This is a genomic window from Treponema primitia ZAS-2 (assembly GCF_000214375.1).
GTDB classification, from domain to species: Bacteria; Spirochaetota; Spirochaetia; order Treponematales; family Breznakiellaceae; genus Termitinema; species Termitinema primitia.
Window position 1 is genome coordinate 159,160 of record NC_015578.1, and the last position, 21,793, is coordinate 180,952.

Below are 21,793 nucleotides of genomic sequence, written 5' to 3' on the forward strand. Positions count from 1 at the left end.
GCTTATAGCTCTTCCCAACGCCGTTGTATGCCCTTTGCTGTTTCTTCCGGACTCTGGTCTTTTTCAAACAGGGCGTATACCTGATCCCGAACTATGGCTTCAAGTTCATCCACCCCGGAGACTCCGGCGAATTCCTGAACAGTTTCCCCGGCGGCATACATATCGTAAGCCTTGGCAAAGAGGGGGTCCCGAGTGTTGAAATCAATAACACTGTTTCTGCTGCCCGGTACCGCATGGGCCTTTTCAGCGATGAACGAGCCCCGCTCCTGAAGATAGGACAGGAAAGCCCAGGCTTCATCCTTCCGGGCGCTTCCCCGGGGTATGCCGAGGTACCAGCTGGTTAAGCCCATGATGGGTTTCCCCCCCAGGGGGGACTCGCCGGGAATAACGGTAATGCCGAAGGAGGTTTCTCCCATTCGTTCCTGCAGGGTATAAATATCCGCCACTGAGCCTATCATCATAGCTGTACGGCCCCGGATAAAATCTTCCCGTTTCTCTGTTTCAGTCATGGTAAAGGTTCCCGGTAGGAGGAGTTCTTCCTCCCGTAGTTGTTTCAGAAATACCATGGCCCCGGTAATACCCGGAGCAGAAAAGTCCGGCTTACCTTCTCTGATCAGGGAAGGGCCGGAAGCCCAGATCCAGGAAAAAATATCCCGGTAAATTCCCAGGGGATTTTCGGATCCCAATGCCAGGGCCAGGCCGTACTTGCCCGAAGCTTTATCCGTAACCGCCCGGGCGCAGGCGAGTAATTCTGCCCGGCTTTTAGGGGGCCGGTCAAACCCGGCGTCTCGAAGCAATTCAATATTATAGAAGAGGGGGCTGATGAAGGATATTAAAGGGAGTCCGTATTTTTCGTAACCATTTTCGGTATCAGGGGTAACAGAGTTTTCTTCAGGTTTGCTGTAGCCGTCCAGGGGTTCCAAGACTTCCCGGCGGATCAGATCATCAAACCAGAGGGGGTCCAAACCGATAATATTCGCATTCAAAGCGGAGTCTTCCCCTGTCCGGAGGGCATCCCTGATTTCTTCATAGGAGCGATTATCCAACTTTATGGTGATATCGGGGTGTTGGGCTTCGAATTCGGCAATCAGGGAGGGAAGGGTTCCTTCCTCCAGTTCATCATCCCACCACTGGGTAAATACCAGGACCTTGTCTTTTTGCAGGGTTATGCCTTTACTACTCAGGGCAAAAAGAAAGCCCACCACCAGTACAACCAATCCCAGAATCAGCAGCAGACGATCAAATTTTTTTGTGTTCTCTGTAAGTTTCATTTTCCCCAAATCCGTTTAGTTATTAAAGCAGAAACTTTCTTCATTCGCAAGCGGGTTTAATACCCAAGCACCCGCTTGTGCGGGGGAGCTTTAGAGCGTTTTTAACCAGATGAAAATTTGAATTATAGGGGTATTAAACCCGCATACAATCCATACCTTACAGAACAACATACCCTGTTACTCTGCAGCGGGGTATGTTGATTGCCTATGGCCGGCTAATCCCGTCAGAGCCAGGGCCGCGATTTCCCGGCCTATTGCTTCGGGGCTTTTTTTATCCGCCTGGATGGTGAAAGCGGCAAACTCCTTATAAGCCCTGCCCCTTCTCTGGTGGAGGGCGGCGTGGGTTTCCCGGGGATTTTCGGTACTGAGGAAGGGGGGCAGTTCCCCTTCGGCTTTTGCGGAGGCGTTGATCCGGTCCCAGGCGGTTTCCGCGCTGAGTTCCAGGAAAACCGTTACCGGTATAGTACCAGGCCGCCTGAGCAGTTCCAGGGCAGCGGGATTGTCGATAAGGCCGCCGCCGGCAGCTACCACCCTTGGGCCGGCCTTGGCTTCCAGGGCCTCTGCCGAAACAGTCTCGGAGAGAAGCCTTTCCAGGGCCAGGGTTTCCGCTGCCCGAAACACTTCAGGCCCTTCCTTATAAAGAGTCCGGGGGCTCTTCCCGGTTAGCTGTTCTATGAACTCATCCAAATCGGTAAACCCGGTTCCCAGGATCGCCGCTGCTGCCCGGCCGGCGCTGGTTTTTCCTGAATGTTTCGGTCCGGTTATGATAATTACCCCCGGAACTGCTCCCTTTTCCATGGACTTTACCATATATAATAAATTATCATTAAGCTATAGATATGAACGGTATTTGGGTTCTGCTGCTATTAATAGGTCTCTCTGCTCTGCCGATTCTGGCGGTATTACTCTGGATACGCCTCCGCCATTTCCCCATTAAGCTGCCCTGGTTCCTTCTGGGCATCCTGGGGGGCGCCCTTTCCTTAGGTGTAGCCGCTATTTTGCAGAGTTTGTTCCCCAAGATGGGTGAAGCAACCATAAGTATACTCCTGTTCAAGATTTTTATTCAGATTGCCCTGACCGAGGAACTCAGCCGTTTTGGAGTACTGTTCCTCTTTTTTTGGGGTTTTCGCCGCATCAGTAAAAACCAGGAGTTTTATACCCCCGCTTTCAGCTCCCTTATGGGTCTTATCGTGGGGCTGGGCTTTGCGGTTATAGAAACCGCCATGTACGGGGTGGGAAATTTCCGCATTGCCCTGATCCGGGCCGTTACCGCCGCCCCCTTGCACGGAGCCTGCGGTATCCGGATCGGTCTGGGAACCTATCATCTGGGCGACGCCCCGACTCTTGCCCTGGTCCGGTTCCTCTACGCCGTGGGCATCCACGGAATATACAACTTTATGCTCGTGAGTCCGGGGATACCCGTGGTTTTTCCGGTTCTCATCGCCTTTACCGCCCTGCTTTCTTCAATGCAAATGATCCGTTATTCCGGATCGGTTGTTTGATAAATACCAGTTGACTTGTTATTATACAATGTAGTATACTATTCAAACATACTTTAACGCAGGGTAGAGCAGTTGGCAGCTCGTCGGGCTCATAACCCGGAGGTCCTAGGTTCGAGTCCTAGCCCTGCTATAGAAATTAAGAGACGCTTTAGGCGTCTCTTTTTGCATTTAATGCCATATCACCACGCCTCCTACCTGCCGGCTCCCAGGATCAGCAGTTCCGGGTGGTACTCGAAGTGCATGGTATCATAGCGCGGCCATCTGCCGCCCCATATAAAGCCCTGTTCCTCAAATGCGCGGATTACCGGGGCGGGCGGGTTTTGCCTTTTTTCGGCGGGGACTGTCTGCCAGTTAATTCCTTTGGCGGCGGTCCACTGCCAGTAGGTTTCCATACCCGCCTGGGCCTTCATCAGTAAATCTACCGCGACCCCGTAGGCATGAAAGCTGCGGCTTTCACTCCCCGCGACGTTCCTCCAGTTCCAGGCGGTAATGCTTGCCAGGTTTTTTATCCACCCCTGTATTTCAGGGCTGTCCTGGGCCAGTTCCTGAATACGCGCTTCCACCCGGCTCAGGGGCGCCACGATGTCCTGGTGTACCTGCACAGACCATCCCAGAAATTTGATCCATTGCTGGTGAGCGTAAGCTTCTGTTCTGTTCCCGGCTTGCCAGATGGCCTCAACAAAGGGAGAACGCTTTGCGCCGGGGTTGGCTGTTATGCGGTTAGGCCCATAACCGGTGTATTGCCGCCGGGAAAGGATCCGGTTCGCCGTGTCCTGCCACGGGCTCGCCTCGCCGCCTGAGGGCTCCGGGGTATACCGGTATAAAAATGGGGGGCGAAAATCCTCCGGCCTATACGCATCTTCCTGGGGGAGGAATCTGCCCTGGGCATAATACCAGCGGACCCCGTCCATCTCCAGAGTCCAGTCCCGGTCCTGAAAGACCGCCGGGCTAAAACGGTTGCTGTAGGCTGCCGCGAAGAGCTTAACCATATCCTCGGCCTGGTTTCCCCCGGCGGCCCTGCGTAACCCAAGTTCCGTGAGCATATCCTGAGTCCAGGTTTCGGCCATGGCCTCAATTTCCTTCGTTTTTATCTTCCGGGCAAACAGAAACCCTCCGCCGGGAAGGAAGCGCGCCCCATGTAGGCGTTTTTCAAACTCACTGTTCAAATCCCCGTCAAAGTCGCCGCTGGTCCAAAAGGGGATGACCCTGCCGTCAAGGAAATCGGTTTCCGCAAGAAAAGCCTCCAGGGGCGCAGGAATCTTGCCCGCCGTGAGGGAAGCGCCTACAAAAAAGGTCTCGTAATCCAACAGATCAGGCAGGGGCCTTTGGCGTTTTCGCCCGGCGCCGCCGCTTATTTCAAACAGTTCCCCTCCGCTTGTCCGGGCAATAGCCTCTGCCGCAGGGCGGGTTTCGCTTTTCTCGGCAAAATAGATGACCAGGTTAGGCCCTGCCCTTTCGTCCGGTATTATTAGTACGCCGTCTTTTTGGAACAAGGCGCACCCGGTCAGGCCGAGGATCAAGGCTATAAGGAAACAGGACCGCGATTTTTTCAATATACTCAATCCCCGAATAGTTCTGTGCGTTTTCTACCCTTCTTTTTTTGTAATAATACCATAAAACACGGAAAAAAAGTAGTTGTATGACATAAATTTTTTATGCCATAGGTTAATATGTTTTAGATTGACCTAATTGAAAATAACCAATAAAATTATGAAGATTCTTCTATGCAAAGGGGTTCTTTAGACTAAGAACCTGGAAGTCATTCTTGGAGGAAAATGAAGAAGATGCGCCGCTTTTTTATGCCGGTTTTATGTTTATTTACCGCCCTGTTTTTTCCGGCATTCCTCCACGGTCAAACTGCGAAAGCCTTGGATGCTATCCTTGAAAAAGAACATATAAGCAACGCTGAAGCGGCCTGGGTTGTTTTGGCTGCGGCTGAGCTGGTGGGCGCAAATGCCTCTGCCACTGAAGCCTTTGATTATGCGTTATCCCATAAATGGCTGCCCCTGAAAGCGGAAGCCGGGACGGAAATCAAACTGGACGGCCTGTCCCTGCTCATCATGAAATCCTTCGACATAAAGGGGGGGCTGATGTATACCTACCTTCCCAGGGGCCGTTACGCATACCGGGCTATGGTGCACCGCGACCTCATTCAGGGGTTTGCCGATCCTTCCTTGCCGGTATCGGGGGAGCAGGTTTTGTTTATCATGAGCCGGGTATTAGCCTATACTGAGGGCAGTTTATGAAGCGGCTTGTTTTCTTTGCCCTTTTTGCAGCCATCTTTTCCGCTTCCGCCTTTAGCTATGATTTTGGGCTGGTCCTGGATCAGGGCGGCAAATTTAGTGATGATGTCAATTCCTATTCAGCAGGTTTTGTGCCCTGGTTCTCCTGGGGGACAAACGAAAAATTGCAGCTTTACTTTTCAGGAAACCTCACCATAAAGTATGAAGGAGATGACTGGCATCGGCCATTGCCTCTTTTCGAGATTGGACGTTTTGAGGCGGACTATATGCTGGCGCCGGGAACGGCGCTTAAGGCGGGCCGCATAGCTTATGGCGATAGTTCCGGGCTTGTCGCTTCCGGGCTTTTCGACGGGGTCAACGGAAACCTTGACTGGCGTCTGGGGCGTTTGTTCCTGGGCGCCTATTATACCGGGCTCCTCTATAAAGAAACTGCTGAAATAACCATGACCGGTGAAGATAGTTTTGATTACTATGCGCCCTGGGATGCCGATGATATGGGAAGCTATTTTGCGCCCCGCCGTTTGCTTGCCACTCTGCGCTATGATATTCCCGGTATTTTGGGCGCCCTTAATAATCTGTCCCTGGAAACTATTTTTCAATTCGATGTGTCTGCCCATGATAACCCCCTTCATTCACAGTATATAGAAGTGGGGTATGCCCTTTTTCCCATCCGGTATTTTCAAGTTGATTTAGGGCTGATAGTTGAAGGGATGGAAAGTAAAGCTAAGAATTTTCAGGCAGCCTTCGCAGGATACGCGGATGTCAAAATGGATATCCCCGGTTCCTTGAAAGATCGCTTTTCCTTGGGCATCCGCGTTTCATCAGGAAAAGCGAATGATACTGTTACTGCTTTTAATCCAATTAATGGGAATTCTATGGGGATGGTGTTTGCCCCAAAATTTTCTTCCATCACAGTGATTTCCGGCATTTACGAAGCGAGGCTTCTTGAAACCCTGTCTCTTGATTTTGAGGCCCGGTATTTTCTGCGGACCGATACAAGCAATACCGGCTATGGGGGAATAATTGATTCGGATTCCCCTGGGCTGGGTGCGGAATTTTACAATTCTTTTATCTGGGCGCCCCTGGATGATATTTCGTGTACTCTGGGCGGAGGGGTGTTCTTTCCCGGCAAGGCCTTTGCCAGTAAAACGCCGGTTAAATGGAATATTTCGATGGGTCTTATCCTGTCTTTATAGTCGCTTAGGAGATGCTTATGAAACGGTTTTTGTATGTGATAATGATTGCTTTGTGGGGGATTTTCCCCCCCTTTACCCATTTTCTGGCGGCGGATCCCATTGCACGAATCCAGGATATTTCCGGCACCGTGGAACTAAAAAAATCCGGCGCCTCTTCCTGGACGCCTGCCAGAACAGGTGATACGCTTACTAAGGATTCATTAATTTCCACAGGCTTTAAGAGCACCGCCATTCTTGCCCTGGGAAATTCGACCATCACCGTGAAGCCTCTGACCCGGCTTTCCCTGGCGGAACTGACCACAGTAGACGGCACAGAACAGGCAGCCCTGAATCTCCACACCGGGAGGGTGCGGGCGGATGTTGCGCCGCCGGCCGGGGGTAATGTTGATTTTTCTGTTCGCAGCCCTTCTGTCACAGCATCGGTGCGGGGTACAGCCTTTGAATTGGATGTCCGGAATATCCGGGTCTCCGAGGGGACGGTACTGTTTAGCCCTACATCAGGGAGTGGCAGGGCGAAGGCGATACCGGTATTGGCGGGGGAATCCAGTTTTGTAGATACCCGCACCGGAATGGTGATAAGCCCCGTAATGGTAAGGGCCGCAAGCCTCAACCCCCCTGCGCCTACAGGGCGGGATACTCCGGTTAAGCCCCGTGCTTCGGGTGTGGCAGGCGTAGCAGGGAATCAGCCGGGGTCATTAACCATTAACGTAGAATTGACCCAGGGAGGAGACTGATATGAGACGAAATTCGGCGGGATTCTTGGTCTTCTTTTTTATAGCGTTTTTCCTGGGCTCCTGTTTTTCTCCGGCGAATGATAACTACGGCGCCCTCCGGCTTAATCTGGGCGGCGGAAGCGGAAACTCACGGGCAGCCGGGGACGAAAGGTTTCGATACAAAATAGTGTGTACTGGTTCCTCTACTGAATCTACGGAAACATCCGGGGGAGCCATCACCATCCCATTGGCAAGCGGCGATTGGCGGGTTACCGTTACGGTGCTGGACGGGAGGGATGTGATGGGCGTCGGTTCCGCAATGGCAACCATTAGTCCGGGAAAAACCAGTTCCGTCAGCATTCATATTACCTTGAATAATGAGCCCTGGCCATCTGATAAACTGGCTGATAACGGACTTTCCGGTTTGGCTCAGCCTGCTTCAACAACCCTTAAGTCTTTTACTGACCTATGGCTTGTTGGCATGGTCATAACATTGGGTGATGCGGACGCAACGGACTACGATGCTTTCTGCGCGGATATTAGAGCGATCCCGGGAGTTACTGGCCCAGGCATTGATTTTTTGGGGGTGAGGACGTATGATTGTCCAGGTAAACTTCTGACGGTAAGCTGGGATTCCGATGATGCTGAAATTACCCTGACAATTATTGGCACTTAATCTTTAGCGGTCAGTGACTCTCGTTGTCCGCTGCCGGAACCGACCGTGCGGCGCCTGCCCGTATGGGCCGCAGTTCCGCTTCGCTGACCAGGGCAGGATCGTTGATACCTATGGGCAGTTCCCGGCCTTCTTCCGGTTCCACGTCTTCTTCCTCGAACAGGGGCGTGTCTTTGTCGGGTTCGGGGGTCACCGCAAGCTCTTCGTTTTTCAGTTTTACTGAAATAACCTTGGTAATTCCCGACTCTTCCATGGTCACCCCTAAGAGTGTTTCTGCGCCGGTTACCGTTTTTTTGTTATGGGTGATGACGATGAACTGACTGGTGCTGCCGAATTCCCGCAGCAGTTGGACGAAGCGGATAACGTTTTGCTCGTCCAGGGCGGCGTCGATTTCGTCCAATAGACAAAAGGGCGAGGGTTTTACCATATAGGTGGCAAAGAGAAGGGCCACGGCGGTCATGGATTTTTCACCCCCCGAAAGGAGGGTGATGTTTTCCAGTTTTTTCCCCGGGGGCTGGGCGTAGATTTCAATCCCCGATTCCAGAACATGGTTGGGGTCCACCAGCCGGAGTTCCGCCTTACCGCCCCCGAAGAGCCGGCGGAACATATTGTGAAAGTTTTTCTTGATCTTGTTGTAGGTTGCTATGAACAGATCCGAGGATTCCTGTTTGATTTCCTTGGTGATGGCTTCCAGATCGTCCCGGGCCTTGGTGAGGTCCGCCATCTGGCTGGAGAGGAATTCGTAGCGTTCCTTGGTTTCCGCAAATTCTTCCGGGGCCATGAGGTTTACCGATCCCAGGTCCTTGAGTTTGTTCCGGGCCTGGCTCAGGCTGTCCCGCAGTTCTGCTGCGGGGGTAGTGATAGTAAAAATACGCTCTTCAAATTCCATCAGGTCCCGGGAATGGGTTTCCCGGAAATTATCCTGGATGTTTTTAATTTCTGTTTCTGACTGGACCAGTTCCAGGTGTATACGCTCCAGGGTCGCCTGAACCTTGGCAAGGTCCGCAGTCCGTTTCTTGATGGTCTCCTGTTTCCCCGCCACATCCCCGTTCTTTTTGCTAATATCCTTTTCCAGCTTTTCCAGGTCTGCGGTCAAACGAAGTCCCTTTTGCTCAATTTCCGCAAGCTCCGATTCAGTGTCGGCTATACGTTCATTGATTTCATCAAACCGTTTGCGGCCCAGGAAAAGTTCGTCCTGCACGGTCTTGAGGAGCCCTTCCTGGCCGGCCAGTTCCCGGCGTATAAGTTTGGACTGTTCCTCCGCCGCCTGTGCCTGGGCGGTCATCCGCGCGCGGCCTATACGAAGCTCTTCCAGGGTGGCCCGGTACTCATCGATCTTGATGTTTAGGTTTTCATTATCCTGCCTGAGGCCGGCAATACGGCTGCGCCGCCCGGTGATACCTTCGTTGGCGGCCCGGATATTGGTGTCCAGGGACCGCTTTTTGGTGATGATCCCTTCCGGGGCGAGGAATTCGTCGATGAAGCTGGGGGTACTTTTCCGGTAGCTTTCAAAAAGGGCCAGGACCTTGTCCCCATAAGCCGCCGCATCCCCCAGGGCTGCTGCGAGCCCTTCAGCGATGCGCTTCAATTCCGCCGAAGAGGGGAGCTGGTCTCCCGCCGCAGACCGTTCTGCCGCAGCTGCCAGATCCCGGAGCAGGGTTTCCCGGCCCGCAAGCAGGGTCCGCAGGAACCCCAGGGTTTCCTCCAAGGACGCCTCGGTGCTGCGCCGTTCCGCCGCCGAATACCCTGCTTCCCTGAGCCCCGCATCCAGGGCGGCCACGATATCGTCGGTGATGGCCTCCAGGGCCTTTTCGTGATCCCCCCGCTCTTTCTCTAAATTGCGGATCTCCTCCTCACTCTGGCGCACACCCGAATCGTTTTCTCCGATTCGGGAAGCGGCGGCTTGGACGCTCTCCTCAAAGCCGGTGATGTTTGCTTCTATATCGTGGACTTTTTTTTGCAGATCCCGGACTACCCCGTCCTGTTCTTCCGCATCCTCGGTCAGTTCTTCGATCTTTATACCAATGGCCCGTTCCCGGCTTTCGTTCTGCTGGATCGCCGCTTTGGTATCAGCCCGTTGTTCCGCGAAAAGCCGGGCTTCTTTTTCCCGGGCATTTTTTTCTACAGCCAGGCCGTAAATATCCTTCTGGTACTGGATGAGGGTTTCTTCCATAGAATTAACCACATCCATGTTTTCTTCCAGGGATTTACTGACCGCATCAATATCCGAGCGGATGGTATCCCGTTCTTCAGTTCGCCTTTTGAGGTTTTCGTTCCGTTCATCCCGCTCGTACTTGAACTGTTTCAGCCGCAGGAGCTGAATATCCAACTCAAACTGGAAAATTTCCTCCCGCAGGGAACGGTATTTCAGGGTTTTGTCCGCCTGGACCTTGAGGCTATCGTAGGAACGCTTCACTTCCCCCAGAATACCCTCAACCTGGCGCATATTTTCTTCGGTTTTAGCGAGTTTCCGCTCTGCCTCGGCGCTTTTCACCTTAAAACGGGTAATACCCGCAGCTTCTTCAAAGAGATAGCGCCGTTCATCGGGCTTGGAGGACAGTACCTGGTCGATTTTGCCCTGTTCCATCACCGAATAGGCCGCCTTGCCCACCCCGGTATCCCAGAACAGCTCCCGAATTTCCTTTAATTTGACCGGCGTCGAGTTGATGAAGTACTCGCTTTCCCCGGACCGGTAGAGCCGACGCTTTATCTGGATTTCCGCCACATCCATAGGAAGCCGCCCGGATTCATTTTCGATGGTCAGGGCCACTTCCGCTACATTCAGGGCCTTGCGGTTTTCGGTACCGTTAAAGATGACGTCTTCCATCTTTTCGGCCCGCATAGCCCGGGAAGCCTGTTCCCCCAGCACCCACTTGATAGCGTCCACCACATTGGACTTACCACAGCCATTGGGCCCCAGCAGGGCAGTAATGCCGTCAGCAAAATCGACCCGAGTTCGGTCGGCAAAAGATTTGAAACCAAAAATGTCTAAATTTTTAAGGAACAATGCAAACTCCGCTTTCTTTATAGCACGGTGGGCTGGAAACGGCAATGCTTTGTCATGATGGCTTGTATGGGGTACTGACCGGGCGGGCCGGGGAATTCCCCCCCGACCCTAACCTGTAGAGTCCGCCTCCGTCAGCCTCGCTTCGCGAGTCTGCTACGGCGGGGAATTCCAGAGACGGGTCGGGAGGGAATTCCCCGGCCCACCCTGCCTCTATCGCCATGTAGCTAGCATAAAATTATTGCCGTACCAGCTGTAGGGGTAGCTTAAGCTCCAGAGACGGGAGGGACGAATTGCCCCTCCCGCCCCGGTCAGTACTCCAGTGTCTTTTCTACCTAGCCCGTTCGTCCAGCTCTTTCAGTATAGAAAGCTCTGTTTCCTTGTCAAAGTATCGAGCTTTGTCCAGGTGAGGGACCAGGTTGGCCGTATCCCCTACCTTAAAGGTGTAGTGAGGCTCGGTCCGGGCTACCAGGGGTTGGGTTTCGGTGGTAAGCCAGAGGTGGATATCTGCGCCCAGGGGTTCAACTACGGTAATTTTTACCTTCATGTTGTTTTCTGCTGCCGGGGTTTCCACAAAATCCAGGTTTTCCGGGCGTATACCAAAGTAAATTTCCTTGCCCACGTATGGTTTGAGGTAGGTCACATGCTCCGGCGCGGGTTTTATATCGAAGGAACCCTCTTCCAGAACGAGGTCGCCGCCTTTTTCGACAACCTTTACGGTGAGGAAGTTCATAGGGGGGGATCCGATGAATCCGGCCACGAATTTGTTAACCGGGTGGTTGTAGAGGTACAGGGGGGATCCGATTTGCTGAACCTTCCCGTCCTTCATTACCACGATCTTGCTGGCCATGGTCATGGCTTCCACCTGGTCATGGGTAACGTAGATCATGGTAGCGTCCAGCCGGTGGTGAAGGTCTGACAACTCTACCCGCATCTGGACCCGGAGTTTCGCGTCCAGGTTGGAAAGGGGCTCGTCAAAGAGGAACACCTTGGGATTACGGACTATGGCCCGTCCCACGGCAACCCGTTGGCGCTGGCCCCCGGAAAGGGCCTTGGGCTTGCGTTCCAGGAACTTTTCGATATCCAGGATCTTCGCCGCCTCATGGACCCGGCGATCAATTTCGGATTTTTCAACCTTCCGTATCCTGAGCCCGAAAGCCATGTTTTCATACACCGACATGTGGGGATACAGGGCATAATTCTGGAATACCATGGCGATATTCCGGTCCTTTGGGGGGACATCGTTCATCGGCTCCCCGTCGATTAACAGCTCCCCTTCGGTAATATCCTCCAAGCCGGCGATCATCCGGAGGGTAGTGGATTTTCCACACCCCGAGGGCCCTACAAAGACGACAAATTCCTTGTCCTCCACGGTGATGTTGGCATCGTCCACAGCGCGGACATTCCCCTCATACACCTTCCCGATATTTTTCAGTTCTACCTTTGCCATTACGGCCTCCCTTATTTAGCCCCTTACAGAGCTGGGTTAGTTTATGGTGTAAGTGTAGGCCTCTCCGGGGGAACTTGTCAATTCAGTCCTAAGCTCGGGACAGTAGGCACAAATTTCAAAAAGCCTTCGCCGCCCATTAAAGCAAAATCCTTCCTTATTTTCCTAACCCCTTCTGTGCGGGGGGGCGGGTATTTTACAAAGGGAAGGTTTTTTATTATGATTAAGTTTAAATGGGACCCCGCAAAGGAAGCGTTAAACTTTCAAAGCCACGGAATTCATTTTGAAACGGCAACGAATATATTCAAGGACCCGTTCAGGATGGAACGCCATGACGATGACAGTAGCGACGATGAAGATCGGTGGCAGACCATGGGATTTTATAATGACGTTCTTTTTGTTGCCTATACGGAACGGGAAGAATATACGTGGATAATATCGGCCCGTTTAGCGGAGCCTTTTGAACGGAGGATATACCATGAACAAGGACGAGGACGTAGTGATCTACGAGGGTGGGAAAGAGTTAACTCCTGAGCAGAAAGCAGCAGCAAAGGCAGAAATAGAGGCAGCGGCAAAGCGGCCCTATGTATATGACCCGGATTGTCCCCTCCTGACCCCTGAACAACTTGCGGAGTTTAAGCCGGTTAATTTTTCCAGTATGGAGGAACGGGCGGCGGCGATGCGGGCTGCGGGGGTCACAGCGGCAGCCTGGACTCCGGAGGCGGTTACTTAATACCCCGATAGGATATTAGCCCTGGGGAGCTTACGGACAAAGACGATACTATAAATTAGTCCGCGTTATCCCTCCCTCCTTGACCCAGGCAATTGACAATCCTTCGCCCCCTGCCCATACTTTAATTCATGTATTTGGCTGACAAAGTAACCGCGTCACGATTGGTATTTTCCCCGCTTTTTTTCCTGGTATACCACTTGCACAACATAGCCCCCTTTTGGTTCCCCGCCCCTGCCCCCTGGACAGTTCCGGCCCTGTGGATTCTGTTTTTTGTGACCGAAATAACCGATTTAATAGACGGGAAGGTCGCCCGGAGCCGGAAAGAGGTCAGCGATTTTGGCAAGCTTTTCGATCCCTTTGCGGACACTCTGGCCTGGATCACCTTTTTTCTGTGTTTTGTGGCGGACGGGATACTGCCGGCGGCCCTTTTTGTCGTCATTTTGTACCGTGAATTTGGGATTCTCTTTTTACGGAACCTGATGCTGAAGAAGGGCATTGCCATGGGGGCCAGGAAGGGGGGCAAAATTAAGGCTTTTGGGTACATGTTTACCGGCATAGCGTCTCTGCTTGCTTCCAGTGCGGGTCGTTTGGGCCTGGAACCCCGTTTTTTTGACCTTTTTTGCCGGGTGGCGCTGGCTTTTTTTGTCCTTTCGGTGGTGATTTCCCTGGTTTCCTTTGCTGACTATCTCAGGGTATACCGGGCTGCGCCAAAGTCCTAAACGGTATAAGTTTTTAGAGCTGTCCATTCAGTAAACAGCATTTACTTACCTGTAGTTTGTGTACCGCTTGTGCGGGATAGTTTCATTTTAATCTGCTCTGCCGTATATCCTTGCTTCACAAGTTCAAGGACCATGTTTTGGCCCTCGTTACGACCTTCCTGGCGGCCTTCCCTGCGGCCTTCTTCGTACCGGTATTCAAGGGCTTCCTCATCTTTCCATTCAGTAAATAACATGTTTATTCTCCGATGGCTATGGGTACGCTGGGATCAAGGGAGACCCCTTCCAGGGCGTTGTAGAGGTCACGTAAGGCCGCGGGATTGCCAAAAAGAAGGGAAAATACGCTTGCTTTGTACTCGCGGTTCTCGTCCATTAATGCCTCTAGGGTTAAAATTAGGGGAATTTCGGGGAATTTTCAAGTACTTTTGGCGGTATTTGGAAACTCATTCCTAAAAGGTGACAGTCACCTTTTAGGGCTGCCCAAAGGCTTAAAATTTATTCTTTTTTTTGTAAATTCCTCCTTGACAGTTCATAAAACAGTGTTGACATAGTTGGTAAAGCATGGTACTCTAAGTCAAAATGGATTTGATATCCTGGAAAAGGTATCTTATCTTCTATTATATGAATGGACGTTTTGAGGGAGTCTGTTTGTACATTTTTGGAATCTACAGGCGTTGACCTGTGTAAATTTTTTTTCTTTCAATTATAAGGAGTTCTAGTATGAAGAAGAAATGGATGACCACGGCAGGGATCTTTCTCACCGTGGCGCTTTTTGCCTCTGTTCTAATACTGAGTTGCGAAAGCACAGTTACCGATGATTTCCTGCCCTCCCCCCCCGGTTACGGTGGTTCCTGAGGAAGATCCTTACCAGGAAATAGACCTGAATGCCGAAGCTGGCCTGCAGGGTAAAGCCACTGTCCGGGCTAATATTTCCGGCGTTGTAGTTGAAGCCGGAACCTTTAAACCCATTAAAGGCGCTCTGGTAACCCTTGGCGGCAGCTCCAAAATAACCGGTGATAATGGCGAATATGAATTCTCGTCAGTTGTTCCGAATGAAGCCGGCACCGCTGGTAGTACCCAGTATTGGTTGCATGTCACGGCGAAAGGGTATCGGACTACGCAGCCTGTCCAGATAGCGAATATCAACCCGAAAGAATACACCGCTGCGGATCCCCAGGGGATACTTGATAATTTAAATGAATTTTTTGGCGTTCTTGAATCCCTTGGATTACCCACCCCTAAAGGCGGTGCCGGTGATTCTTGGACCTATACGCCAACCGGCGACGGTATCGTCTATGCCGATGGAACCCAGATTGCCTGGGACGAAGCATTCGGCTCCTATGTAAAGACCCTTAATGCCGGCTACACCTTCGGCATTGGCCAAACGTATACTGCCCTGATACCCGATGAGAAAATCAATATCACCGGCAATCTCAAGGTTGTGTTTAGAACTCAGGCCAACGCTGCCTATACCCTGGCAGAAGCGCTAGTGCCGAATAACTCCGCGCCCATCAGGAAGGACGCCGTAATAACTCTTACGTACGTTGATGCGGATGCTTTAGATCCTATTGGTGGTGCTGGTACTGTTACTAACACTGTCCAGGCCCAAATTATAGTAGACGAAGAAACCAAGGAATCTACCGGAAAGTTTATCTTTAAAGATGTACCCGTATCGGCGGGTTTCGATTACACTAGCATCACTGTTTCGTACATTTCCCAGAAAAAGGGAACAGGAGCTGACGCTGAAACCTATCTTTTCGGTGGCCCGACTTCTCCCGACACACCCTGGACTTTTGTCCATGGTAATACCGCCGTGGAGCTTTCGGACTACCTTGACACCTACGATGGCTTAATCACCGATATTGACCTGGGGGACATTTTCCTCTATGCAAGTTCCACCGGTGTTGGGCTTACGGTTACCCAGAATGGTGAGGTTGCTGCACCTATAGCAAAGAGAGGCGCCATTAAGCTGGCTTTTGATAAAGCCATCATTACCAACGACTTTGAGATTGCGGCAATTGTCGACCCCACTACCCCCAATGATTCTCCCAATAGTACATCTACATCAGTTGCTGGCGCCGGTGCAGCGGTATTTGATTATAAGTGGACTGATACTAAAACGGTAGAGATCACCCCCAAGCTGGGTTATATCTGGCCCTATAGCATAGACGGAAGTAAGCCGGTCGTTACATTCACCATAACCAGAGGCCATGCGGTTGACGGTACTGATATTAGGAATGCTGTCGTTGCTCCCGGTACCCTGGAGCAGACCATTTCTTACCCGGTATATACGTTCCAGCGGATCACTCTGGAAAGCATTACGGAAATTACTAGCGTAATCGCCCCCGGTTCCCGCTTCGCCTACCGGGTTGATCAGGGTAAAGGCCTCAAGCTCCATTTCAGCAAGGCTATTTCTACTGCTCCTGCCCAGGTTGCGGTTCAGGTTGGCTCAACTAATGTGGACTATACAATCTCCGGTAATGACTTGAACGTCTATATTGACAGGGAGTTTTCAGTTGCCAGCAACCTTGAGTACACAGTTAGATCTTATCTTGATCCTTATGATGATTGGATCGACAATCCAACACCCGTGGATACGATTGTAACCAACAATGCTCCTGTTCTGCAGCATATTACCCAGTACATCGGCGGCTCTCAAATTACCCTTCCTCCTGATACTACCTATCGGTTTATTGATCCGAGGGCTAATAAGCAAATTATCCTTACCTTTGACGTTCCTCTTACTTCGGGTTCCGCCAAGTTGACCTATAAGAACCAACTGACCGCGCCGCTCGCTACAGTCTCCGATGATGGCCGCCGTTTGATTATTACCTATGATCATCCGCTTGTTTTCGATACAGCGGCAGCAGGGGCAGCTGGCTATCAACTAACGTATACTGCTACAGCTAATGGTATAACCATCGCTCCGGTTACTCTCAACCTGGATACGACCATAGGGAGTTTGGTACCTTCTATCGGCGATGTGACGGAAGACTTTTTTGCCGGAGCGTATACCGTTAGCAGCGGTACGATAACCGCTTCTACTGGAACTACCGAGACTATGACGGTTAATCTTAACGGCGTTCTGGCTGCTACTTTTGGAGCGTTCGAAAAGGATCTGGTAACCTGGTACAGGTCAACCGCCTATGGTGATGGTACCTTCAGGGTTGCTGATTCTGGTCCTTTTACTGTTGTTAAAGGTATAACCACCGGTTCCGTTATTAATACGGTACAACCAGTTGCTACTATTAACGATATAGGTGCCGCCGGGCCTGATGGCTCGCATGGTAATGCTGAAGGTGATATAGTCATTATTGCCTTCCCGCGCGACGATGGGTACGTTCAGATTCTGAGGGCTACGTCCGTGGGTAATACAACGAACTTTACCTACTAAGAGTAATTCTCTCTCATAACAAAACAAGTTTTTAACAGCGCGCCCCCAATCACGGGGGCGCGTTTTATTTGGGAAGAGGTGACAAGTTGTAAAAAGTCACACTCGTTCAGCAAAGAGCCGCAAGCCGCTTAACCCTGTAATTCCCCGGGTAGTTGAAGTTATAGATATTCCTGAAGAAGACAAACACTGTGCGTGCGGGCATGACTTGAGATGTATCGGTGAAGACACAACTGAACGGCTGGTGATAATCCCTGAACAAGTATATGTAGTGCAATATCATATTAAAAAATATGCCTGCCGCAACTGCGAAGGTTCCGGGGATGAAAGCAGGGCGGCAGTACGGAGCGGGAAAACTCCTGCAACACTGATTCCGGGGAGCTCGAACCTCTGGTTCGCTGCAACGCCGGGGCTGTTAAGCTACGTGTTTGTGAAGAAATATGCGGATTATGTTCCGTATTACCGGCAGGAAGCGGGTTTTAAGCGAATTGGGGTGGAATTATCCCGGCAGGACATGAGCAACTCGTTGCGGGCAGACGGAGGCGGACTCAACATGTTAGCCCCCCCAGCGCCTCCCCTCCCCGCCGACGGGTGGGGTTAAGAGTTACCTGAGACTAATGCCATTAAAGCAAATCCCACCTATACCCCCTGATATCTTCAGGAGGCACATATGAAAAGCACTTTTCTATCACCCTTAAACGACTATGTTGTCAAAAGCATCTTCGGGGACCAGAAAAACATCGAGAACACAGAGGCACTTCTTAAAGCGATCCTGGTAGACATCTCCCCGGAAGAGTTCGGTAAACTCACCATCGTGGACCCCTTCCTCAAACGCATCTGGAGGAAGGACAAGCTCGGCATCCTGGATATCCGGCTTACAACCGCCACCGGCAAGGTTATCAATGTAGAGGTGCAGGTCAACCGCTATAAATCCATGGTCAAGCGCATCATTTACTACCTGGCAAAACTGCTGATCGAGCAGATGAAATCCGGCTTTAACTATGAAAAGATCAACCAAACGATCTGCGTGGTCATCGTCGACCACATACTCTGCCCGGAGGAAGAGCATTACCTGAATTTCTACGATTTGCGGAACCCCCTGACCGGGCGGCCGTTTACAGATTTGCTAAAAGTGGTTATAATTGAGTTACCCAAGGTTCCGAAAGCCGACGATGGCCAGCCTATCTGGCCGTGGCTCAAGTTTTTCAAATGCCAAACCAAGGAGGAGCTTACGATGCTGACAAAAACCCACCCGGAAGTAAAACCTGCGGTAAACGAATATGCAAAGATCAGCTGGAGCGACCGGCGCCGGATGATAGCGGACTTCAAGGAAAAGCAGCGCCGGGACAAGTACGACATGCTGGAATTTGCCAAAGATGAGGGCCGTGATGAGGGTATCCGGCAAAACCAGCTCCAAACCGCCCGGAACCTCAAGGCTATGGGGATTGCCCCGGATAAGATTGCCGCCGCTACCAGCCTCTCACTGGAAGAAGTCGAGAAATTGTAGCTTTCAAATTTTAGAGAAAAGAGCGGCAACCGTAAGGTGGTTGAAAACATCGCTTAAAATCATTTTTCAAGAAAGTTGCATCATTTTTTATTCAATTTTTCTCGGCAATCAACTAACCTTGGGAAGAACCAATTTGACGGTTACTTTGCCCTCGCCATTAAAGCGCAATATCCCCCCAACCCCATACTATGTGCAGGGGGCACTGTATGGCCATTTATCACGCCAAGGACAATTCCTTCAAACTCATCCTGGGCAACCACGAACTATTCGTCGAATTTCTGCGGGACTTCATCAGCATCGACCTGCTGAAAGATATCCAGCCTGAGGACATCGAGGACCTCACCGAGCGGTTCCTGCCGCTTTTCCAGAATGCCCAGGACTCAGACATGGTGAAGCGGATCAACCTCAAGGGGGAGGCGCCTCTTTTTGTCATCGCCATAGTAGAGCACGAATCCCAGGTTAATTACCGCTCCAGCTTCAAGCTGCTCCAATACATCACCCTGGTCCTGGACAGCTACGAAAAGGACGCCAACCGGGAAACCCCGGGGATCAGCGCAACCAGGGATTTCCGCTATCCCCCGGTACTCCCGGTGATCTTCTACGACGGCAAAGCGCCATGGACTGCGGAAAAGAACTTTCTGAACCGCACCGCCCTAAATGGCCTGTTCCGCAAGTACATCCCCAAGTTCGAGTACGAGCTGGTGGACCTGAACCGCTATACCCGGGAGGACATCCTCCGGTTTAACGACATGCTCTCCTTCATCATGCTGATTGATAAGATCGAAACCCATGACGGGTTTCGGTCCTGAGCAAATTGCCCCGGGAGTATATAGAGCAATGGGCATTGAAAATCCCGGAAAACCTATATAAACTATTACAGAATGTCGTAACGGTCCTGTTAGACCGCCTGAAAGTCCCGAAGGACGAAATACAGGAAATAACCCGCCACATTACCGGCAAGGAGGATCAGATGCTTTTTGACCGATTGGTGAATTCAATACTGGAAGAACGCCGCCAGGATAGGGAAGAGGAGCGGAAATATTTTCTTGACCTTTTGGAGCAGTATACTCCGGAACAGATTAAGGCAAAATTAATGCAGAGCTAACAAAATGGCGCCTGGCACCGTTCTGGCGAGCTCTGGGAAGAGGGTCTCTGGCAAACCAAGCCCAAACGGTCGGCCTTTCCCCTGTGATTCATGGGAACCGGAAGGCCGTTCTGATGTACCGGCTCCGAGTTTTCGCGATTTTTATCCATTTTTTACTCATCCGGGCAATTTTTTTACCGATACTTTTGAATACAGGCTGACAGAGAATAAAATAAACATAATATTTTTTGCAATGCCTATTGACATTTTTATCTGAAAAGGGTATTTTAACCATAACGCCTAGTAAAACAGGCCTATGGATATCGTAAATTGCCTGAAGTCTTTTGAAAAATAGCATAAAAAGATGAAAAGTGGCTTGACAGTCAATTCGTAGGTGTGGTAGTGTCTGCGTCACCGTTGTGAAGCAGCGCGATAGGGGAAAGTTTCGCTTCGGCGCAAACTTCAATGTTCTTTGGCAATATAGGGAAGGGGAGAAGACGGTAGGCGGAAGTCTACCGTTGGGAAGAACGGGGCAGGACGGAAGTCTTGCCCAGCCAGCAGAAGCATCGTGGGGAACCGCGGTGCAGAAGTGAGCGTATTAGAGAGGGACCGACGATGTCCGGAAGGGCGTTGTCAGCCATGGCATGCGGGAGCCCGTGTGTTATGGTTCAAAGTGATATTTCTTGCGGCCTTCGGGTCGTTGGAAAATATATCATGGAGAGTTTGATCCTGGCTCAGAACGAACGCTGGCGGCGCGTCTTAAGCATGCAAGTCGAGCGGCAAGGGGGAGCAATCCCCCCTAGAGCGGCGGACTGGTGAGTAACGCGTGGGTGACCTACCTAGAGGTTGGGGATAGCCATTAGAAATAGTGGGTAATACCGGATATGGTTGCGGGGTTATGACTCTGCAAAGAAAGGGGCTTCGGCCCCGCCTCAAGATGGGCCCGCGTCCCATTAGCTAGTTGGTGAGGTAAGAGCCCACCAAGGCGATGATGGGTAGCCGGCCTGAGAGGGTGAACGGCCACACTGGGACTGAGATACGGCCCAGACTCCTACGGGAGGCAGCAGCTAAGAATATTCCGCAATGGACGAAAGTCTGACGGAGCGACGCCGCGTGGATGACGAAGGCCGAAAGGTTGTAAAATCCTTTTGTCACTGAAGAATAAGCGGGGGAGGGAATGCCCTCGTGATGACGTTAGGTGACGAATAAGCCCCGGCTAATTACGTGCCAGCAGCCGCGGTAACACGTAAGGGGCAAGCGTTGTTCGGAATTATTGGGCGTAAAGGGCGCGTAGGCGGTTATGTAAGCCTGGCGTGAAATCCATCGGCTTAACCGGTGGACTGCGTTGGGAACTGTATAACTAGAGTCATGGAGGGGTAGTTGGAATTCCGCGTGTAGGGGTGAAATCTGTAGATATGCGGAAGAACACCGGTGGCGAAGGCGAACTACTAGCCAATGACTGACGCTGAGGCGCGAAAGTGCGGGGAGCAAACAGGATTAGATACCCTGGTAGTCCGCACTATAAACGATGTGCACTAGGTGTTGGGCCAAGCGGCTCAGTGCCGAAGCGAACGTGATAAGTGCACCGCCTGGGGAGTATGCCCGCAAGGGTGAAACTCAAAGGAATTGACGGGGGCCCGCACAAGCGGTGGAGCATGTGGTTTAATTCGATGATACGCGAGGAACCTTACCTGGGTTTGACATGGTAGTGAATGATGCAGAGATGTATCAGCGTAGCAATACGCGCTATCACAGGTGCTGCATGGCTGTCGTCAGCTCGTGCCGTGAGGTGTTGGGTTAAGTCCCGCAACGAGCGCAACCCCTACTGCCAGTTACTAACAGGTAACGCTGAGGACTCTGGCGGAACTGCCGGTGACAAACCGGAGGAAGGTGGGGATGACGTCAAGTCATCATGGCCCTTATGTCCAGGGCTACACACGTGCTACAATGGGCGGTACAAAGCGACGCGAAACCGCGAGGTCAAAGCGAAGCGCAAAAAGCCGCCCGTAGTTCGGATTGAAGTCTGAAACCCGACTTCATGAAGTTGGAATCGCTAGTAATCGCGCATCAGCATGGCGCGGTGAATACGTTCCCGGGCCTTGTACACACCGCCCGTCACACCATCCGAGTTGGAGGTACCCGAAGCCGGTAGCGTAACCGCAAGGAGCGCGCTGTCGAAGGTACGTTTAGTGAGGAGGGTGAAGTCGTAACAAGGTAGCCGTACTGGAAAGTGCGGCTGGATCACCTCCTTTCACACTGAAAGGGCGCGGGGTTCTGAGAATCCCGCACAGTCGGAGTGCGAGCGCTCCGGCG

At 51.7% G+C, this 21,793-nt stretch carries 21 protein-coding genes, 1 tRNA gene and 1 rRNA gene; 16 read left to right on the forward strand and 7 right to left on the reverse strand.

Translation table 11 applies throughout. From position 1 onward, the window contains the following. Nucleotides 1-2: 2 nt before the first annotated feature. Entirely contained in the window at nt 3-1,271 is a 1,269-nt protein-coding gene (locus TREPR_RS18720; RefSeq protein ID WP_015706353.1) for an ABC transporter substrate-binding protein, read from the reverse strand. Between the two features lie 177 nt (nt 1,272-1,448). Continuing rightward, entirely contained in the window at nt 1,449-2,069 is a 621-nt protein-coding gene (locus TREPR_RS00740) for a shikimate kinase (RefSeq protein ID WP_245534762.1), read from the reverse strand. Nucleotides 2,070-2,110: 41 nt separating this feature from the next. On the opposite strand from TREPR_RS00740, the gene TREPR_RS00745 reads away from it, so the two are divergent. Together TREPR_RS00745 and TREPR_RS00750 are read left to right on the forward strand one after the other, a co-directional pair. Continuing rightward, complete coding sequence (locus tag TREPR_RS00745; protein ID WP_015706355.1) at nt 2,111-2,773, forward strand: PrsW family glutamic-type intramembrane protease; 663 nt, start codon at nt 2,111-2,113, stop codon at nt 2,771-2,773. A 57-nt stretch (nt 2,774-2,830) separates the two neighbouring features. Next, nucleotides 2,831-2,903 (forward strand) — tRNA-Met (locus TREPR_RS00750). 61 nt (nt 2,904-2,964) lie between these two features. Here TREPR_RS00750 and TREPR_RS00755 read toward each other — a convergent pair. Next, nucleotides 2,965-4,326, reverse strand: coding sequence for a M15 family metallopeptidase (locus TREPR_RS00755; protein WP_015706356.1), 1,362 nt, complete (start codon nt 4,324-4,326; stop codon nt 2,965-2,967). A 222-nt stretch (nt 4,327-4,548) separates the two neighbouring features. On the opposite strand from TREPR_RS00755, the gene TREPR_RS00760 reads away from it, so the two are divergent. Genes TREPR_RS00760 through TREPR_RS00775 form a run of 4 tightly spaced genes read left to right on the forward strand, consistent with a single transcriptional unit; the run spans nt 4,549 to nt 7,601 of the window. Further along, the gene (locus TREPR_RS00760; RefSeq protein ID WP_052299680.1) at nt 4,549-5,019 is read left to right on the forward strand and encodes a hypothetical protein; all 471 of its coding nucleotides are present in this window, start codon (nt 4,549-4,551) and stop codon (nt 5,017-5,019) included. After that, nucleotides 5,016-6,212 (forward strand): hypothetical protein, encoded by a 1,197-nt coding sequence (locus TREPR_RS00765; RefSeq protein ID WP_015706358.1) that lies wholly within the window; start codon nt 5,016-5,018, stop codon nt 6,210-6,212. The genes TREPR_RS00760 and TREPR_RS00765 overlap by 4 nt, the downstream gene beginning before the upstream one ends. A 17-nt stretch (nt 6,213-6,229) precedes the next feature. Further along, nucleotides 6,230-6,946, forward strand: a complete 717-nt coding sequence (locus tag TREPR_RS00770; RefSeq protein ID WP_015706359.1) for a FecR family protein — start codon at nt 6,230-6,232, stop codon at nt 6,944-6,946. A gap of 1 nt (nt 6,947) precedes the next feature. After that, complete coding sequence (locus TREPR_RS00775) at nt 6,948-7,601, forward strand: hypothetical protein (protein WP_015706360.1); 654 nt, start codon at nt 6,948-6,950, stop codon at nt 7,599-7,601. A 10-nt stretch (nt 7,602-7,611) separates the two neighbouring features. Here TREPR_RS00775 and TREPR_RS00780 read toward each other — a convergent pair whose 3' ends face one another. Beyond that, a complete protein-coding gene (locus TREPR_RS00780) occupies nt 7,612-10,605 on the reverse strand; it encodes a chromosome segregation SMC family protein (protein ID WP_015706361.1) in 2,994 nt (997 codons plus the stop codon). Between the two features lie 328 nt (nt 10,606-10,933). Continuing rightward, nucleotides 10,934-12,052: an ABC transporter ATP-binding protein gene (locus tag TREPR_RS00785; protein WP_015706362.1), complete on the reverse strand. Its 1,119-nt coding sequence runs from the start codon at nt 12,050-12,052 to the stop codon at nt 10,934-10,936. A gap of 216 nt (nt 12,053-12,268) precedes the next feature. Between TREPR_RS00785 and TREPR_RS18060 the strand changes: the two genes are divergently transcribed. From TREPR_RS18060 to pgsA, 3 genes are all read left to right on the forward strand, one after another. Then, the gene (locus tag TREPR_RS18060; protein ID WP_148257201.1) at nt 12,269-12,583 is read left to right on the forward strand and encodes a BrnT family toxin; all 315 of its coding nucleotides are present in this window, start codon (nt 12,269-12,271) and stop codon (nt 12,581-12,583) included. Continuing rightward, on the forward strand, nt 12,528-12,782 hold the full coding sequence (locus tag TREPR_RS00790) for a hypothetical protein (RefSeq protein WP_015706363.1): 255 nt from the start codon (nt 12,528-12,530) through the stop codon (nt 12,780-12,782). The genes TREPR_RS18060 and TREPR_RS00790 overlap by 56 nt, the downstream gene beginning before the upstream one ends. Before the next feature lie 128 nt (nt 12,783-12,910). Continuing rightward, a complete protein-coding gene (pgsA, locus tag TREPR_RS00795; protein ID WP_015706364.1) occupies nt 12,911-13,501 on the forward strand; it encodes a CDP-diacylglycerol--glycerol-3-phosphate 3-phosphatidyltransferase in 591 nt (196 codons plus the stop codon). Nucleotides 13,502-13,542: 41 nt separating this feature from the next. Here the strand turns inward: pgsA and TREPR_RS00800 are convergent, their stop codons facing one another. Further along, a complete protein-coding gene (locus TREPR_RS00800) occupies nt 13,543-13,734 on the reverse strand; it encodes a hypothetical protein (RefSeq protein WP_015706365.1) in 192 nt (63 codons plus the stop codon). Nucleotides 13,735-13,736: 2 nt separating this feature from the next. After that, on the reverse strand, nt 13,737-13,871 hold the full coding sequence (locus tag TREPR_RS19070; RefSeq protein WP_015706366.1) for a hypothetical protein: 135 nt from the start codon (nt 13,869-13,871) through the stop codon (nt 13,737-13,739). Between the two features lie 347 nt (nt 13,872-14,218). Here TREPR_RS19070 and TREPR_RS19075 point away from each other — a divergent pair, with 347 nt between their 5' ends. The 7 genes from TREPR_RS19075 to TREPR_RS00835 all read left to right on the forward strand — a co-directional run bounded on the left by TREPR_RS19075 (nt 14,219) and on the right by TREPR_RS00835 (nt 21,732). Continuing rightward, nucleotides 14,219-14,353 (forward strand): hypothetical protein, encoded by a 135-nt coding sequence (locus TREPR_RS19075; RefSeq protein ID WP_015706368.1) that lies wholly within the window; start codon nt 14,219-14,221, stop codon nt 14,351-14,353. Further along, on the forward strand, nt 14,343-16,892 hold the full coding sequence (locus tag TREPR_RS00805) for a carboxypeptidase-like regulatory domain-containing protein (RefSeq protein ID WP_148257202.1): 2,550 nt from the start codon (nt 14,343-14,345) through the stop codon (nt 16,890-16,892). The genes TREPR_RS19075 and TREPR_RS00805 overlap by 11 nt, the downstream gene beginning before the upstream one ends. Before the next feature lie 166 nt (nt 16,893-17,058). Further along, nucleotides 17,059-17,490, forward strand: a complete 432-nt coding sequence (locus TREPR_RS00810; RefSeq protein WP_281054604.1) for an IS66 family transposase zinc-finger binding domain-containing protein — start codon at nt 17,059-17,061, stop codon at nt 17,488-17,490. Between the two features lie 69 nt (nt 17,491-17,559). Then, nucleotides 17,560-18,396 (forward strand): Rpn family recombination-promoting nuclease/putative transposase, encoded by an 837-nt coding sequence (locus TREPR_RS00815; RefSeq protein WP_015706371.1) that lies wholly within the window; start codon nt 17,560-17,562, stop codon nt 18,394-18,396. Nucleotides 18,397-18,602: 206 nt separating this feature from the next. Further along, a complete protein-coding gene (locus TREPR_RS00820; RefSeq protein WP_015706372.1) occupies nt 18,603-19,205 on the forward strand; it encodes an Rpn family recombination-promoting nuclease/putative transposase in 603 nt (200 codons plus the stop codon). A gap of 161 nt (nt 19,206-19,366) precedes the next feature. After that, a complete protein-coding gene (locus tag TREPR_RS19080) occupies nt 19,367-19,501 on the forward strand; it encodes a hypothetical protein (protein WP_281054602.1) in 135 nt (44 codons plus the stop codon). Between the two features lie 690 nt (nt 19,502-20,191). After that, a 16S ribosomal RNA gene (locus TREPR_RS00835) occupies nt 20,192-21,732 on the forward strand. Nucleotides 21,733-21,793: the final 61 nt, after the last annotated feature.